Origin of the sequence: Ancylobacter sp. IITR112 (assembly GCF_041415945.1) — a bacterium.
Classification (GTDB): Bacteria; Pseudomonadota; Alphaproteobacteria; order Rhizobiales; family Xanthobacteraceae; genus Ancylobacter.
In genome coordinates this window covers 1095767-1112688 of the sequence record NZ_JBGCUS010000001.1, presented here as the reverse complement: position 1 = coordinate 1112688, position 16922 = coordinate 1095767, and the positions used below count along the sequence as shown (strand labels likewise).

General features: G+C 65.4%; 9 protein-coding genes. 6 read left to right on the top strand and 3 right to left on the bottom strand.

All coding sequences use genetic code 11. The annotated features are described in order from the left end of the window. The first annotated feature begins 118 nt into the window (after positions 1–118). Positions 119–3835, top strand: coding sequence for a vitamin B12-dependent ribonucleotide reductase (locus AAC979_RS05020; protein WP_371345748.1), 3717 nt, complete (start codon positions 119–121; stop codon positions 3833–3835). Positions 3836–4728: 893 nt separating this feature from the next. Here AAC979_RS05020 and AAC979_RS05015 read toward each other — a convergent pair. From AAC979_RS05015 to AAC979_RS05005, 3 genes are all read right to left on the bottom strand, one after another. Then, a complete protein-coding gene (locus tag AAC979_RS05015; RefSeq protein ID WP_371345747.1) occupies positions 4729–8295 on the bottom strand; it encodes a TonB-dependent receptor domain-containing protein in 3567 nt (1188 codons plus the stop codon). Positions 8296–8417: 122 nt separating this feature from the next. Further along, positions 8418–9356 carry a FecR domain-containing protein gene (locus AAC979_RS05010; RefSeq protein WP_371345746.1) on the bottom strand — a complete coding sequence of 313 codons (939 nt, stop codon included), beginning with the start codon at positions 9354–9356 and terminating at the stop codon, positions 8418–8420. A 66-nt stretch (positions 9357–9422) separates the two neighbouring features. Next, positions 9423–9953 carry an RNA polymerase sigma factor gene (locus AAC979_RS05005; RefSeq protein WP_371345745.1) on the bottom strand — a complete coding sequence of 177 codons (531 nt, stop codon included), beginning with the start codon at positions 9951–9953 and terminating at the stop codon, positions 9423–9425. A 790-nt stretch (positions 9954–10743) separates the two neighbouring features. Here AAC979_RS05005 and AAC979_RS05000 point away from each other — a divergent pair. The 5 genes from AAC979_RS05000 to AAC979_RS04980 all read left to right on the top strand — a co-directional run bounded on the left by AAC979_RS05000 (position 10744) and on the right by AAC979_RS04980 (position 16921). Next, entirely contained in the window at positions 10744–10887 is a 144-nt protein-coding gene (locus AAC979_RS05000; protein WP_371345744.1) for a multiprotein-bridging factor 1 family protein, read from the top strand. Positions 10888–10950: 63 nt separating this feature from the next. Next, a protein-coding gene (locus AAC979_RS04995; protein ID WP_371345425.1) for an IS3 family transposase occupies positions 10951–12086 on the top strand; the annotation gives its coding sequence in 2 pieces (ribosomal slippage) (positions 10951–11206 and positions 11206–12086; 1137 coding nt in all). Positions 12087–12836: 750 nt separating this feature from the next. Then, positions 12837–13349 carry an RNA polymerase sigma factor gene (locus AAC979_RS04990; RefSeq protein WP_371345743.1) on the top strand — a complete coding sequence of 171 codons (513 nt, stop codon included), beginning with the start codon at positions 12837–12839 and terminating at the stop codon, positions 13347–13349. A 75-nt stretch (positions 13350–13424) separates the two neighbouring features. Then, positions 13425–14360 (top strand): FecR family protein, encoded by a 936-nt coding sequence (locus tag AAC979_RS04985; RefSeq protein WP_371345742.1) that lies wholly within the window; start codon positions 13425–13427, stop codon positions 14358–14360. Between the two features lie 122 nt (positions 14361–14482). Next, positions 14483–16921: a TonB-dependent siderophore receptor gene (locus AAC979_RS04980; RefSeq protein ID WP_371345741.1), complete on the top strand. Its 2439-nt coding sequence runs from the start codon at positions 14483–14485 to the stop codon at positions 16919–16921. Position 16922 lies beyond the last annotated feature (1 nt).

The following is a 16922-nucleotide window of genomic DNA, read 5'->3' as shown; positions in this document are numbered from 1 at the left end:
AGCGGCGCCCATGCCGTTCGATTTCGGAATGACGGGGTATGCGGACGCAGGTCCGAGGCATTGAGAAATCGCTGCGCAGGCCGGAGGACGGGCCTGCCACGAACCGGGGACGACGAGAATGCGCATCCAGCGCCGTTATACGCAGGCCGGCCGTTCACCCTATGCGGACATCGCGTTCCGCAAGGCCACGAGCGAGATCCGCAATCCCGACGGGTCGGTGGTGTTCCGCCTCGAAGCCATCGACGTGCCCGAGCATTTCTCGCAGGTCGCGACCGACATCATCGCGCAGAAATATTTCCGCAAGGCCGGCGTTCCGGCACGGCTGAAAAAGGCCGAGGAGGAGACCGTCCCCTCCTTCCTGTGGCGCGGCGTCGCCGACGAGGCGGCGCTGGCCAGCCTCCCGCAGAAGGAGCGCTATGTCGGCGAGACCGACTCCCGTCAGGTGTTCGACCGGCTGGCCGGCACCTGGACCTATTGGGGCTGGAAGGGTGGCTATTTCGATTCGGAGGAGGACGCGCAGGCCTTCTTCGACGAACACCGCTACATGCTGGCCATGCAGATGGCCGCGCCCAATTCGCCGCAATGGTTCAATACCGGCCTGCACTGGGCCTATGGCATCGACGGCCCCAGCCAGGGCCACTTCTATGTCGACTATGTCACCGGCGAGCTGACCCGCTCCAAGTCGTCCTATGAGCATCCGCAGCCGCATGCCTGCTTCATCCAGTCCGTCGGCGACGACCTGGTGAATGAGGGCGGCATCATGGACCTGTGGGTGCGCGAGGCGCGCCTGTTCAAATATGGCTCGGGCACCGGCTCCAACTTCTCCGCGCTGCGCGGCGAGGGCGAGAAGCTCTCCGGCGGCGGCCGCTCCTCCGGCCTCATGTCCTTCCTCAAGATCGGCGACCGTGCGGCGGGCGCCATCAAGTCCGGCGGCACCACCCGCCGCGCCGCCAAGATGGTGGTGGTCGATGTCGACCACCCCGATATCGAGACCTATGTCGACTGGAAGGTGAAGGAGGAGCAGAAGGTCGCCGCTCTCGTCACCGGCTCCAAGACCGTCGCCAAGCACATGAAGGCCGTGATGAAGGCCTGCGTGAACTGCGAGGGCGAGGGTGACGATTGCTACGACCCTTCGATGAACCCCGCCCTGAAGCGCGAGATCCGCGCCGCCAAGAAGGCGCAGGTGCCGGAGAACTATATCCGCCGTGTCGTGCAGTTCGCCCGCCAGGGCTACACCGACATCGACTTCCCGATCTACGATACTGACTGGGATTCGGAAGCCTATCTGACCGTCTCCGGCCAGAACTCGAACAATTCGGTGCGCGTCGATGACGCGTTCCTGAATGCGGTCGAGGCCGATGCCGACTGGAACCTCACCTCGCGCATCACCGGCAAGGTGACGAAGACGCTGAAGGCGCAGGAGTTGTGGGAGAAGATCGGCCACGCCGCCTGGGCCTGCGCCGACCCCGGCATCCAGTTCCACACCACGATCAATGACTGGCACACCAGCCCGGCCGGCGGCCCGATCCGCGCCTCCAACCCGTGCTCGGAATACATGTTCCTGGACGACACGGCGTGCAACCTCGCCTCGCTGAACCTGCTGCAGTTCCGCAAGGCGGACGGCACGTTCGATGTGGAGAGCTATGAACATGCGTGCCGGCTGTGGACCGTCGTGCTCGAAATCTCCATCCTGATGGCGCAGTTCCCGTCGAAGGAGATCGCCCAGCTCTCCTATGACTACCGCACGCTCGGCCTCGGCTACGCCAATATTGGCGGCCTGCTGATGACCTCCGGCATCCCCTATGATTCCGAGGAAGGCCGCGCCTATTGCGGCGCGCTCACCGCGATCATGACCGGCGTCGCCTACGCCACCTCGGCCGAGATGGCCAAGGAGCTGGGTCCGTTCCCGGAATACACCCCCAACGCGCCGCACATGCTGCGGGTGATGCGCAACCACCGCCGCGCCGCCTATGGCGAGAAGGCTGGCTATGAGGGGCTGAGCACCAACCCGGTGCCGCTCGACCATGCCAAGGTGCCCGAGAAGCTGCTGGTCGAGCGCGCCAAGGCGACCTGGGACCTCGCCCTTTCGCTCGGCGAGGCGCATGGTTACCGCAACGCCCAGACCACGCTGCTCGCGCCCACCGGCACGATCGGCCTGGTGATGGATTGCGACACCACCGGCATCGAGCCCGATTTCGCGCTGGTGAAGTTCAAGAAGCTGGCCGGCGGCGGCTATTTCAAGATCATCAACCGCGCCGTGCCGCAGGCGCTGCGCACGCTCGGCTATTCCGAGAGCCAGATCGCCGAGATCGAGGCCTATGCCGTCGGCCACGGCTCCATCACCCAGGCGCCGGCGATCAACCACTCGACGCTCCGCACCAAGGGCTTCGATGACGCCATGCTGGCGAAGATCGACGCCAGCGTGAAGGCGGCCTTCGACATCAAGTTCGTGTTCAACCGCTGGACGCTCGGCGACGAGGCGCTGGCCAAGCTCGGCGTGCCGGCCGACAAGCTGGCTGATCCGACCTTCGAGCTGCTGCCCTTCCTCGGCTTCTCCAAGAAGGACATCGAGGCGGCCAACATCCATGTCTGCGGCGCGATGACGCTTGAGGGCGCCCCCTTCCTCAAGACCGAGCACTACCCGGTGTTCGACTGCGCCAATCCGTGCGGGCGCATCGGCAAGCGCTATCTCTCCGTCACCAGCCACATTCTGATGATGGCGGCGGCGCAGCCCTTCCTGTCGGGCGCGATCTCCAAGACCATCAACATGCCGAACGAGGCGACGGTCGAGGACTGCAAGGAGGCCTATCTGCTCTCCTGGCGCCTCGCTTTGAAGGCCAACGCGCTCTACCGCGATGGCTCCAAGCTCTCCCAGCCGCTGAATTCCCAGCTCATCGCCGACGAGGACGACGAGGAAGACGCGGTCGAGGCGCTGCTGGAGAAGCCCGCCGCCGCCCGCGCCACCCAGATCACCGAGAAGGTGGTGGAGAAGATCGTCGAGCGCGTCGTCGCCCTGCGCGACCGCGAGAAGATGCCGGACCGCCGCAAGGGCTACACCCAGAAGGCGGTGGTCGGCGGGCACAAGGTCTATCTGCGCACCGGCGAATATGACGATGGCCGCCTCGGCGAGATCTTCATCGACATGCACAAGGAAGGCGCGGCGCTGCGCTCGTTCATCAACAACTTCGCCATCTCGGTGTCGCTGGGCCTGCAATATGGCGTGCCGCTGGAGGAGTATGTCGACGCCTTCACCTTCACCCGCTTCGAGCCTGCCGGCCCGGTGCAGGGCAATGACACGATCAAATACGCGACCTCGATCCTCGACTATATCTTCCGCGAGCTTGCGGTGTCCTATCTCGGCCGGCACGAGCTCGGCCATGTCGAGCCGGGCGAGTCGCATTTCGACGCGCTGGGCAAGGGCGTCGAAGAGGGCAAGGCCTCGCCGACCACGGCGGCGTCCCGCATGGTGTCCAAGGGGCTGATGCGCGGCAAGAATGTGAGCCTGATGGTGGTGCCGGCCGGCACCACCGCGCCGGGCGCCACCTCCGGCAGCGCCTCGAATGTGACGGCGCTGCGCGGCGGCATCCAGGGCGCCACGGCGCTCAAGGCGACTCCGGAAGAAGACGACGAGGCGGAACTCGGCAGCACCGACGCCCTCCCCTGGTCCGCTCCCGCCCCGGCGGCGAGCGCGCCGACCAAGGCGGAAGCCCGCGCCATCGCCCGCGCCAAGGGCTATGAGGGCGAAGCCTGCCCCGAGTGCCAGAACTTCACCATGGTGAGGAACGGCACCTGCCTGAAGTGCGAGACCTGCGGAAGCACGACGGGGTGTTCGTGAGTGCCTGATCGGATTCCTTGACGCGTCACTGAATCACGCTCAACGGCGCAATAGTTCGCTCAAACGTCGCACGAAGTTCGCTCACCCCGATTTTTAGGGGTGAGCGAGGGTTCGAAGCGGAGATTGCTCGAAGTGCCCGACCTTCAGCTTCACGTCTGAGCGGCGAACTCGCCGGATTAGGCACAGAGTGTCGTGCCATCCAAAGGTCGGGCATTTGACGCCATACTTCGGCTCACTGACAGCCAAAGGTTGGCTCGGACCAGAAAATCAAGGGCTGACGGCGCTTCAATGCGTTGTCAGCCCTTATTTTTCCTGAAATGCCAGACGGCGGGACCGATCGCATGGGCGAGGCCGAAGGACGTCAGCTGATCTCCCCTGGCAGCCCCTCGAGTGCCCCTCAGAGACGTCCGCTTTGCGCCCCACAGCGGTCATTCGGCATCCGCCGCAAAGCGCCCCGATTCCGGTGATTAAATTTGCCGCGGCCGCGTCCCAGAAGCAGGCATGGCGGGCAAGGCACTTTTCGTTCACGACGGCACCTTGGGGCAATATCGGTTTCAGTCTAAGTTCCGGTGGCCTCGCCTAACGAGCGAATTGGCCGCCGCTCGAGCCCACGACGGTAGAAACCTGTCGCCAAGGCGCCAGCAGAAGTATGAGTCTAAGTGCTTGCGCTGACGCGCCTTCGCAATGTGCCCTTCTACTGCGCGGTCGCCAGCAGAAGGGGCACCTCACTGTTGTCCATGCCGGGGATCGGGCGGGCCCGGTGCAGGCAGCAAGATCGACCAAGGTCGCGATGTCCAGTCCCACGATGAGGTCACAGCCACCACTGGTCGTGTGGATCGCGGATACTCCCTTCAGGCCTTCGAGGGCGTGGATCACCCGGTCGGTCATTCATTTCAAAACTTGTAGTTCAGGCCGATCTTGACCGTGTGCAGGTCGATCTCGTCCGTGGCGCTGCGTCCGTTGGTAATGGTGGAACTGCCCGCGTGGTTCGTCGTCGTGTAGACGGGGACTTCGCTCGGCAGGCAGAATTCGCCGCCGCGTCTCTCGCACAGACGCGGGCTCGGCGGCACGATCGTCGTGCCGGTCTGCGTCACGGTCGTATAGTTCTGGCCAACGCCGGCGCGCGCGTTCGGGAAGGCGATGGTCTGGGACGCGAGCCGGGTGAAGCTATAATCGGCCTTCACCGACCAGCGGTCGTTGAGCGCGAATTCCGCACCCCCGCCCAGCGTCCAGCCGGAGCGATCGACCCGCACGCTCTCGATCGAGGCCATCTTGGTCGAGGGGCCGAAGGAATCCGAACCCCACGCCTGGTCCGCCGCATATTGGTCGCGGGTCATCTTCTCGCGGGCGAAGGCCACGCCGCCGGTCGCGTACAGGAACAGCCCGTCCTCGAAGGCATAGCCGATGCGGCCGCGCAGACTGGCCATCTGGTCGATGCTGTAATGCGTCTCGGCTTGCAGCGCCCCGTTGGCGGCAAGCGAGCCCTCTGTCGCCACGGCCTTCTGGGAACCGGTGAGCGAGGTGTTGCTGAAGTCGGCTTCCATGCCGAAGACCCAACGGTTCGCCAGCTGGTAGTTGAAGCCGCCCTGAACACCCCAGAGATAATTGTCCCGCAGGCCGAGATTGGCGGATTCGGTCGCGGCGATGTCGTTCTGCGTGCCGTTCAGCGTCGTCGTGGTGCCATCGACATGCGCCAGCACCCCGCCCGCGTGGAAGCCGGCATAAAGCCCTGTCCAATCCACGCCGTTCCCGTTACGTCGAAGCGGCGGCATGAGCGTGGGCATGGGCTGGTCGCCGCCAAAGGTGCCGGTCAGGCCAGCATAGAAGGTGCGTCCCGGGCCGGGCTGGTTCACCAGGCTGAGCGGATCGACATAGTACTCATCCGTCAGATTCTCGACGCGAATGCTCGCCGTGAGATTCTCGTTGATCTTGTACTCGGCATACACGTCCACAAGGAAGTACGGATCCCAGTTGATCTGGCTGATGAACTGGGCGGCGCCCTGCGCCGTCACCTGGCCGTGGCCGATGGCGCGCGGGCCGATATAGGAAACCTGGCCGCCCAGCGTCAGCGTGTCGTCCAGGAACTTCTGCGACAAAGTGAGATTCAGCATGTATTCCGGCGGAATCTGATTGGTGGCGTAATCTCCGTATAACGTCTTGCTGTCGCAGTTATAGGACGTGCGACAAAATTCGATATCGAGATAGTAATTTGCGCTGAACGCAGCGGTAAATCCGGATTTTTCGTAGCGGGTGGAGAGTTCAAGACCGGAGAACTTGGCACGGTCGATGTTGTAGACCTGCATGCCGTACCACTCATAGCCATCGCCCTGGAAAGGGCGGAACTCCCGGACCACATAGTCCTTCACGTCCCAGTTGAAATAGCTGAACTTCAGCATGGCCTTGTCGTCGGCCGCGAACAGGCCGTCGCGGATATAGTTGACGCCGACTTCCCAATTGCTGGAGCGCTCCGGCTTCAGATCGGGATTGGGAATGATGGTGAAGGCCGATCCAGCCTCGAACAGGCTCGGGAAACGCAGGGCGTTGGAATAGTTCACATAGAACTGGGTGCCGTCCACCGGCTCCACCGTCACCCCGACAGAGGGACTGAAGCCACCCTCGTTCCGCTCCGGCTCCGGGTTCACATATGAGCTGTTGGAGTTGGTGGAGCGGTCGTCGGACCAGTAATGCGAATAGCGCAGGCCGCCATTGAGCGTCAGCCAGTCAAGCGGCTGGTAGGCGACCTTGCTGAACACCGCCGCTTCCTCACGCGCCGCGTCGCGCAGGTTCAGCCAGCCCTCCAGGGCCTGGGAATAACCGCTCGGGCGCGTGTCCTCGCTGAGGTAAGACACGCCGGTGATCAGGTCGAGCGATCCATACTGCTCGAGGGCGAAGGCGGACGTATTGGTCGCGTCCGCGCCCCACATCACGGTGTCCGACCCGGTGCGGTAACCCGCCGGCAGCCCCAGCGATTCCGGCGTGGGAATGGTTGAGCCGCGGCGCGGGTTGCGAAGTTCGAGCCGCGTGGTCCAGAGGTTGGCCTTGAGGTTGACGAGGTCGTTTTCCTCCGGGTCCCAGCGATAGCGCAGCGTGCCGGTATCGACCGAAGTCCCCGCCGTCTGCTGCTGCTGCACGGGCTGCCCGCGTTCGCCGGTGAAGCGGGAGGCGAGCAGGTCGCCGGCCTCGGCGCGATAGCCGGTATAGCCGGCCTGCAGGCTGTGGCCGTCACCGAACCGCACCGTCGACTTGGCGATCCAGGTTTCGGTTTCGAGCTGCGTGTTCAGCACTTCCTCGCCCGGCCGATAATTGGTGAGGCCGCCATTCTCGACATAATCGGGCCATGTCTGGCACCAGGAACCCGAGCACAGTTCGCGCGGCCCGGTATTGACCGGCTTGGCCGCCGAACCATGCGTGCCGGCGAAGTAGTTTCCCTGGTTGCGATAGGCATAGGCGGCGAAGAGGTCGTAATTCTCCTCTTTCACACCGGCGGCGATACTGGCGGAACCGCTGCGCGGGTCGAAGAGGCCGGGACGGTCCATGCCCTGCGTGGAGGGCACGGCGACCGGAGCGGAGTATGGCGAGGAGGGCCAGAGATAGCCCCCCTTAGCGCCGGCCTCGGGCTCCGCCGAATTGGTGCCGAACTCGCCCTTGACGCGCACGCCCCAGGTCTCGCCGGGCTTGACGATGTCGCCGGCGTCGAGGGTGCGCATGGTCACCGTCCCGGCGATGCCACGCGAGGAGACGTCGGACCCCTTGGTGATCTCGATCCCGGCCAGAAGGTCGGGGTCGACATAGGTGCGGTTCGAAAGGCCCTGATAGCCCTGATAGACCGTCACCCCGTTCTCGGCGCCGTCGATCGTGGTCGCGACGCGGCCGAAACCCTGCATGCCGCGGATGTTCATGTCGACGGCCCCGGCGCCGTTGCGCGCCTCGCCCGACATGACGCCCGGCGTGCCGCGAAAGATGTCGGCCGGGCTGCTGCCGCGAAACCGCTCGATGGTTTCCCGCGAGATATAGGCAACGGGCGCCGGCGTCTCGAAGGGGCGTTCGACGGGATTGCCTTCGGTGGAGACCGTGACGACATCGAGCGCGATCACATCGTCAGCGGAGGGCTCGGCGGCGGCGCCTTGGCCGGGACTGCCGATGGTCGCGGTCGAACCGCTGATGCTGTAGGTGAGTCCGGTCCCTTGCAGCAGGGCGTCCAGCGCCTGGCGGGGCGCGTACTGGCCCGAAACCCCCGATGTGTGCCGCCCGCTCAGGACTTCCGACGAGGCGAGGAACCTCATGCCTGACGCCCGCGCCCAGGCGGTCAGGGCGGCGCCGAGGCTGCCGGCGGGGATGCTGTAGGCGGCCTGCTGCTGCGCGAGAGCGGGCGGGCTGTAGGCCGCTGTCGCCAGTGCCGTCGAGCCGAGAAAGAGCGCAAGCTGCGCCTTCGTGAAAACTCCCCCGTCGCGCCGCCGCATCCCGGTTCTCCCCGCCTTGCATATCGCCCCTCGCGGGGGCCTCGACGGGGAAGACGCCGTTGGCGCTCGACCTGACAGCGGAAGGGAAAAGATCGTAATTCTTCTAATTCGCGTGGAGGAGCCTAGTCACTTCTCGGACGGATCAAGGTTAGATAGGGAAGACGCAAGACACGTACCGGAAGCGTCTTTTCGAGAGCCGTGAGAAATTCATCGGCATCCCGGGTCGAGAACATGCCGGTGACGGGGAGGTGCTTCAGCCGATCGTCGGTGAAGAAGATCGCGCCCCGCCGGTAGCGTCCCATCTCGGCGACAACGGCGCCGAGCGGCCGCCCGTCGAACAGGATTTCGCCCCGGCGCCACGCCGTCACGTTCTCGACATCGACGGCATGCGGGCGCCCCAGCCCGGTCGCCGGGTCGAAATCGACGCCGTTCCCTTGTGTAAGGTCGAGCCGCGCTTCCGGCTTGATCAGCGATACGCGCACGGCGTGCTCGGTCACGCTCACCGCCGTCTTCGTGTCGTCGTGGCGTATGTTGAAGGCGGTTCCGAGGGCCTGCACCTCCCCCCCTCCGGCTTCCACGATGAAGGGGCGGGCGGGATCGGCGGCGACGGTGACGAAGATCTGGCCGTCGAACAGCCGGATTCGTCGTTGCGGCGCGGTGAAATCGATGTCGAAACGCGTGTCCGAATCCATCACCACCGAAGAGCCATCGTCGAGCGCCACGGTGCGGATTTCGCCCAGTCCCGTGGCCTGGTCCGCGAACCAGCCGGGGAACGAGCTGACGGCGAGCGCGCCCCCGCCGGCGAGGATCAGGCAGACGGCGAGCGTCCCCGCGGCCTGTCGCGCCATTCGGCGCGGGGGCTTCAGGGCCGGCCCGAGACGGCTCCACACATGTTCGGCCCGTGCGGCGGCTTCGGCATGGCTGGGATGAGCCATCTTCCAGTCGTGATAATCATCCCAGTCCTGCGCCGTCTCGCTCCCGGAATGCAGGTGCACCAGCCAGGACAGAGCGCGCTCCGTCAGCGGGTCGTTCTTGAGGGGGGCGGGTGCCCGACGCGTCATCGGTCGCCATCCATGCCCATGAAGAGGTGCGTGCGTTTCGGCATGACCGTGTGGCGGGCCCTTCTTCTAGAAGCCGGCCTGGCTGAGCCGCGCGACGCAATGGCTGAGCGCTCGGGAGATGTACTTGTTGACCATGCTGGGCGAGACACCGAGCCGGAGGGCGATCTGCGCATGGGTGAGACGCTCGACCCGGTTGAGAATCAGCGCGTTTCGCGCGTTGGCGGGCAGTTCGTCGAGTGCCGCGCGCAATGCCCGATACTCCTGGCGCGCCGAGAGGTGCCGTTCGGCGGACGGCGCGCTGTCGGCGAGCTCATGCGGCGATACCGCATCAAGGGCAAGCACCTGTCCCCGCCGACGCTGGCGACGCGCGAGGTCGAGAATGAGGTTGCTGGCAATCCGCCAGAGGAAGAAGCGGGGCGTCTCGGCCACCGTGTCCGCCCGCTGCACATGCGCGATGTACCGGACGAACGCATCCTGCACGAGATCGGACGCCGCTTCCCTATCGTGCAACTTGCGATAGGCGAACGACGCCAGCTCCCGGTGATATTCCCGGAACAGGACATCCAGATCATCCGACGAGGTCGAGGCAGATCCCATGCCCCGCCTTAGCGCGGAGTCAAAAGCAATGCAAATTCAATAATTTATATAATTTCTAGACTTGCGGAAGGGACCAGCTACCGGGGGGCTAAACGTGGGCGTTTGGCCGATTCCATTGCTAGCGCACGCTGCAATGCCTCAGCAGACGGGGCTCCAAAGGTGCAGCAGCTGGAAGGCTGACGCTCTACAGACATCTCGCCCCGACCTACAGCCTCGTCACGCAGACCCTACCCTGCCTTAATGTGTCGAATGGCGACTTTCGGCATGGCGCGCATTGTATCTGAACGGCCAACGTGGGGTCAGCTACAGAACGGCGGATATCTCCACAGCGCCAGCCGAGACCGGCCAGTCCGCTCCCGGCCCCGATCATGCCGATTGATGGGCATCGCGGGAATGGCAGCTTTCGGGAAACGGGCAGCGACTATGGAACGACAAAGATGGGGTCGATCCAGCGGCAGCCAAGACCGGGCAGTCTGCTCCCGGCACCCGAAGCCGTCCGTGAGTAAGGCGCCGCCATGCCGGTCATTGATCTGGTAGCGGCCACATCAGCGAAATACGGTACGTAGGCACATTGCGCCAACTGCGGGTGGTTCTACACCACTGCGGGTGGTTCTACACCCTCTGGAAGCGGACCTTGCTTAGCCGTCCGTCTCAACTCTACAGTCCAAGCTCGAACATCCAAAAGCTTCGTCAGCCTCATCCTTGAGGCGGTCGTTGCCTCGGGTTCGATCTGGAGATTTATGAGTTGTGCGCAGGGGCCTGGATACGTCGCCTCAGAATTCTCCGGGGCATGAAGCAGGAGCACTTGGCCGAACTTCTCCAGGTTAGTCAGCCGACCTTGTCGCGCCTTGAACGCGGCCTGCTCCAGCCGACAGGCCAGCAGATCGGGAAGCTCGAACACCACCTGCTGCGCCCGAACCAGTCTGCGGACTGAGGTGGTCCCCGAAATCCGGACAGGGAGTTAAGCTTGGTTCGGCCTGACGGAAGGACGAGCCCGATGACCGGGAAGAGGAAGCGATATTCATCGGATTTCAAGGCGAAGGTGGCCCTGGAGGCACTGCGCGGGGAACAGACGGTGGCCCAGTTGGCGGCGAAGCATGGTCTCCACCAGACCATGATCAACGCTTGGAAGAAGCAGGCCATCGAGGGGATGGCCGCAGTGTTCTCCGGCAAGGCGGAAGCGGCCGACGCCGCCCGCGAGAGCGAGATCGACCAGCTCCATGCCAAGATCGGCCAACTGGTGGTGGAACGGGATTTTTTGCGTCGGGCCTCCGGGCGATGAGCGTGGGGGCAAAACGCGACATGATCGAACCGGATCACCCCCGACTACCGATCACGCGCCAGTGCGCCCTGGTCGGCATCAGCCGGTCGGCTTTCTACGGCGGGCCGCGGATCGAAAGCCCCGAGACTCTTGCCATTATGCGGGCGATCGACGGCCAGTTTCTCGAGACGCCGTGGTACGGCTCGCGGCAAATGGTGCGCCATCTGCGCCGGCAGGGGCACGAGGTTGGGCGCAAGCGTGTGCGGCGCCTCATGGCCCGCATGGGGCTGGCCACCATCTACCAGCGGCCGAAGACCACGGTGCGCCACCCGCAGCACCGCATCTTCCCCTATCTCTTGCGCACCATGGCGATCGAGGAGCCCGACCAGGTCTGGTGCGCCGACATCACTTACATCCCGATGCGGCGCGGATTCCTGTATCTGGTCGCCATCATGGACTGGCACAGCCGCAGGGTTCTCTCCTGGCGGCTCTCCAACACCATGGAGGCCGACTTCTGCATCGAGGCACTGGAGGAGGCCTTGTCCCGGTTCGGGCGGCCGAGCATCTTCAACACCGACCAGGGAAGCCAGTTCACCAGCCCGCGCTTCGCAAAGGTGCTGCTGGACGCTGGCGTGCGGATCTCCATGGATGGCCGCGGCCGGTGGATGGACAACGTGTTCATCGAGCGCCTCTGGCGGTCCCTGAAATACGAGTGCATCTACCTCAACGCCTTCGAGACCGGGTCCGAGGCCCGCGCCGGGATCGGCCGATGGATCACCTACTACAACCGCACGAGGCCCCACTCGGCTCTCGGCGGCAGAACGCCGGAGGAGGTCCACATGGCCTGCGACGGCATCAACAAGGCGGCGTGACACACACCAGAACCAAGCTTAGCGAAGCCGCCAAAATGTCCGGCGAATGGGGACCACCTCAGACCGGACATTGGCGAGGCTCGTCAATTCGTCGACCAGCCGAGTGCACCTGATTGACGACCGAACTCACCATCTCCTCGCGGCTTCCCCTCACGCTGGCGGGAAGCCCCGGATCAAGGGATGAGACTCGTCTGGCGGATAAGGAGAACCATGAGGCAGTTCCAACACGCCGCTCCACACGCCCGGCCCGGTGGGCCGCCCCTTCCACCGCACGGCTAACGACGTGATGAGTCCCGCTTTAACGTCGCCGATCGGCGGGCGGCTCGTTGCGCGATGGCATGCCGTTTCAGTCCAAAGTCTATGCCCCCTGCCCTCTTGCGGGACCGGTCCCTCGTTCGGGGGCCGACCGTCAGAAACGATAGTTGAGGCCGATCTCGAGTGTCTGGAGATCAGTGGAATGGGAGGCCGAGTACCCGCCCGGGAGCTGGCGCTCGGGGAACAGACTCGTCTGCGTCAAGGCAAGCCGGCACCGGGTGCGTCGTGCCTGGGGTTGACTGGCGATCATTCGCGACCTGTCCGGCGGTGACGCCCGGGTGGCGGGGGCTCCCGCCGACGACACGCCTTCCGCGTGACGCGGGCCTCGGCGGGCAAGTCACTTCTTAGAAGATATATAAACTATTGAATTTGCAAGAGTAATTACATTTCTGTAGATTGATGGTGATCTTCCGGCCTCTCACTCAACTTCGCTTCATGTCCTCCACCGGCCTGCCCACCGCCGAACTCTACGCCAGCGAGCATGGCCGGCTCGCGCGGCTCATTCAGCGCATCGTCCGCAACGGGGCGACGACGGAAGACCTCGTCCATGACAGCTTCGTCCGCCTGCTGGACCGGCTGAGCGCCGGGGCCGGCATTGCCGACCGGGAAGCCTATCTCACCCGCATCGCGCAGAATCTCGCCATCGACCATAAAAGGCGCGAGAAGGAGCATGTCAGCCTCGACGAGGCCGGGCTGTTCGAGATGGCCGACAGTCGCCCGGATGCCGAGGCCGCGCTGGCGGGACGTCAGGCCCTGGCCCGCACGCTGCTGATCCTCGCCGCCATGCCCGAGCGCACGCGCCGGGCATTCGAGATGCACCGGCTCGGGGAGGCGACGCTGGCCGAGATCGGCGTCACACTCGACATTTCCACCGCCCATGCCGGACGGCTGGTGATGGATGGCTACCGCACGCTGCGCGACGGCCTGAGGGCCGCCGGCTTCGACTGAACCGCCGGGCGGGCGAGAAATTTCCGCGACCGCGCGTCATCGTCTATAGGGTGGCGCGCGAACGGGAACATGGTCATGTCGAGGCCGGCGGACAGCGACGATCTCTGGAACGAGGCGATGGCGCTGCTGCTCGGCTGGCAGGCGCGTCCGGAAGACGAGGCCTCGCGCGAGGCGGTCCGGCGGTTCTGCCTTCGTAGTCCAGAGCACCGCGCAGCCTGGGAGGAAGCCAAGCTGGTCTATGGTCTTGCCGGCAGCGCCATGGCCGAAGGACGGGCGCGGCGGCGCCGCGGCGTCACCCGACGCAAGGCCCTCGCGGGTCTCGGCGCCATCGGGGTCGTCGGCGCGGGTGCCCTGTTCGGCCCCTCCTTGCTGCAGCGCTGGCGGGCCGATTACACGACGACGGTGGCGGAGATCCGCCGCGTTCCCCTGCCCGACGGCAGCGTTCTGACTCTGGGTCCGGAGACGGCCGTCGATATCGCCTTCGACGAACGGCTTCGGCGGGTGGAGGTGCTGGACGGGATGGCGCTCTGCGACGTGGCGGCAGATCCCCGCCCGTTCCAGGGCAATGCCGGCGATCTCAGCGCGGTCGCGCTCGGCACCCGTTTCGAGCTTCGGCACAATGACGAGCGGGCGCTGGTGGCGGTCGAGGAAGGGACGGTCAGCGTCGCCGTCGGCCGGCATGGCGAGGGCACGCTCGAGGCGGGCGACTGGCTTGCCGCGGGTCCGGGCGGCGCCGGGCTGGAGCGGGGGCACCGCGACCCCGGCCAGACCGCTGCGTGGCGCCAGCGGCTGCTCGTGGCCGAGCGCGATCCCGTCGGCGCGGTGGTGGCGGAAATCGCCCGCTGGCGCGCCGGCGAGGTGTTCGTCGCCGATCCCGGCCTGTCGCGCGCGCCGGTCAGCGGGCTCTACGATCTGCAAGATCCCGACGCCGCGCTCGCGGCCGTCGTGGCGCCCTTTGGCGGCAAGGTCCGGCATGTCTCGCCATGGATCACCGTGCTCAGCCGTGTCTGAGCAGCAAAAATTTCGCGCCTCGCAGGAGAAATTGCCGCCCCGACCCCGTCAACACATCAGGAAACGCGCCGATCACCCGTCCGGGCGGCAGGCGCGGCGGGACCGATGGGATGGGGAACAGGATGACGCGGACGGGACGGGCGGGCGCGGGCGGCGCCCTCGCACAGGCAGGCGCGGGCGCCTCCCTGCTGGTGCTGGCCCTGTGGGGCACGCCAGCGGCGGCACAGACGCCGGGGGCTCCGACCGCCGCGGCGCAGCGCAGTTTCAGCGTGCCGGCCGGTCCGCTGCCGGCGGCGCTGGTGGCGTTCGGCCGGCAGGCGGGCGTGCAGATCAGCTATGTCCCCTCGCTGGCGGCGGGCGCTAAAACGGAGGGCGTCTCCGGCAGCATGTCGGTGGAAGCGGCGCTGGCGCGCCTGCTCGCCGGCACCGGCCTCGTCTATGATTTCCAGGGCAGCACGGTGGTCATCCGCCGGCCCGCCGCGGCGGCTGACACGGCGCCGGGCGGCGCCATCGAGCTCGACACCATCGATGTCGCCGGCGACGGCACGGACGGTTTCGTCGCCACCCGCACCGATGCCGGCACCAAGACCAATACTCCGATTATCGAGGTGCCCCAATCGATCTCGGTCGTCACCCGGGACGAGCTCGATGTCCGCAATGTCCAGACCGACGCCGAGGCGCTGACCTATACGCCCGGCATCTATGCCCAGCCCTTCGGCGGCGCCCAGAACCAGCAGAATCCCTATTACATCATCCGCGGCTTCCCCAGCGCGCAGGGCGGCAGCTATGTCGACGGGCTGATCAGCTACATCAATTACCGCTACGAGCCCTATGGCTATTCCCGCTACGACGTGGTGCGCGGCCCCTCCTCCAGCCTTTATGGCCAGAGCGACCCCGGCGGCCTCGTCAACCGCGTCTCCAAGCTGCCGACCGAGGAGACGATCCGCGAGGTCCAGATTCAGGGCGGCAATTTCGACCGGCTGCAAGGCGCCTTCGATTTCAGCGGCGCCATCGACAAGGACAAGCAGTTTCTCTACCGGCTGACTGGCCTGTTCCGCGATGGCAACGCGCCGATCGACTACGACTACGGCATCACCTCGCCGGATGAGCGCCAGTTCATCGCCCCGGCCCTGACCTGGAAGCCGAACGAGGACACCACCATCACCTTCCTCGGCAATTATCTGAAGGACAAGATCGGCCAGGAAAACTCCTTCATGTGGCCGGGGACGCAGCAGCTTACCCACCTCGCCATCCTGCCGTCCGATTACGGCGTGTGGAACCAGGAGCAATATGCGCTCGGCTATCTGCTGGAGCACAATTTCACCGACAACCTGACCTTCCGCCAGAACCTGCGCTACAGCCATATGGACAGCACGATCCGCTCCGGCTGGGTGTGGGACGTGACGGATGGCTGGGCCTCGCGCGTCGTCGACGGCAATGACGAGCGGCGCAGCGATCTCGTGATCGACAACCAGTTCCAGTATGAGGTGCAGACCGGCCCGGTCGCGCACGCCCTGCTGGCGGGCTTCGACTATCAGAACACCTCGGACTGGATCGCCTTCGTCGACAATTGGGACGCGCCGCCGCTCAACATCTTCTTCCCGAACTACAATGTGCCGCTGCCCGAGGCGACGCCGTGGCAGTCGGTCACCTATACCGGCGAAAGCTACGGCCTCTATCTGCAGGACCAGATGAAGTTCGGCGACGGCTGGATCGTCACCCTGAGCGGCCGGCAGGACTGGGTCAATGGGCGTTCGGTCGGCTATGATCTCTATTCGGCCGACCCGATCATCGACGAGACCAGCGACGACGAGAAGTTCACCTACCGCGCCGGCGTGACCTATCTGTTCGACAATGGCGTGGCGCCCTATGCGAGCTATGCCACCTCGTTCCTGCCGCAGACGGGCGTCGACGCCTATGGCAACGCGCTCAAGCCCACGACGGGCGAGCAGATCGAGGGCGGCATCAAGTTCCAGCCGGCCGGCTGGAACGCCATGTTCACCGCCGCCGTGTTCCAGCTCACCAAGCAGAACGTGCCGACGCCGTATGGCGAAGACCCGTATGGCCCGGTGGTGCAGGATGGCGAGATACGCTCGCGCGGCGTCGAACTGCAGGCGACGATGAGCCTGAACGGGTGGAACCTCAACGCCTCCTACACCTATAACGACGTTGTGGTCACCGAGGCGAACCCGGAGGTGCCGAACAGCTCGCTGGCACTCGGCAAGCATCCGCGCTGGGTGCCCGAGCAGATGGCCTCGCTCTGGCTCGACTACACCTTCTCCAGCGGCCGGTTCGCCGGGCTCAACCTCGGCGCCGGCGTGCGCTATGTCGGCACCACCTACGCCAACGCCACCAATACCATCGCCAATGATCCCTACACGCTGGTCGACGCGGTGATCCGCTACGACCTCTCCAAGCTCTGGCCGCAGATGAAGGGCGCCGAACTGGCGGTGAACGCCACCAACCTGCTCGGCACCGAATATGTCACCTGCTTCAGCGCGGCGGACTGCAAATGGGGCGCGCAGCGCACGGTCATCGGCACGCTGACCTATCGATGGTGAG

Bases quoted from the DNA above. Each gene is read 5' to 3' on its own strand.
- AAC979_RS05020 (WP_371345748.1), top strand. From the start codon at position 119: ATGCGCATCCAGCGCCGTTATACGCAGGCCGGCCGTTCACCCTATGCG.
- AAC979_RS05015 (WP_371345747.1), bottom strand. From the start codon at position 8,295: ATGCGGCGGCGCGACGGGGGAGTTTTCACGAAGGCGCAGCTTGCGCTC.
- AAC979_RS05010 (WP_371345746.1), bottom strand. From the start codon at position 9,356: ATGACGCGTCGGGCACCCGCCCCCCTCAAGAACGACCCGCTGACGGAG.
- AAC979_RS05005 (WP_371345745.1), bottom strand. From the start codon at position 9,953: ATGGGATCTGCCTCGACCTCGTCGGATGATCTGGATGTCCTGTTCCGG.
- AAC979_RS05000 (WP_371345744.1), top strand. From the start codon at position 10,744: ATGAAGCAGGAGCACTTGGCCGAACTTCTCCAGGTTAGTCAGCCGACC.
- AAC979_RS04990 (WP_371345743.1), top strand. From the start codon at position 12,837: ATGTCCTCCACCGGCCTGCCCACCGCCGAACTCTACGCCAGCGAGCAT.
- AAC979_RS04985 (WP_371345742.1), top strand. From the start codon at position 13,425: ATGTCGAGGCCGGCGGACAGCGACGATCTCTGGAACGAGGCGATGGCG.
- AAC979_RS04980 (WP_371345741.1), top strand. From the start codon at position 14,483: ATGACGCGGACGGGACGGGCGGGCGCGGGCGGCGCCCTCGCACAGGCA.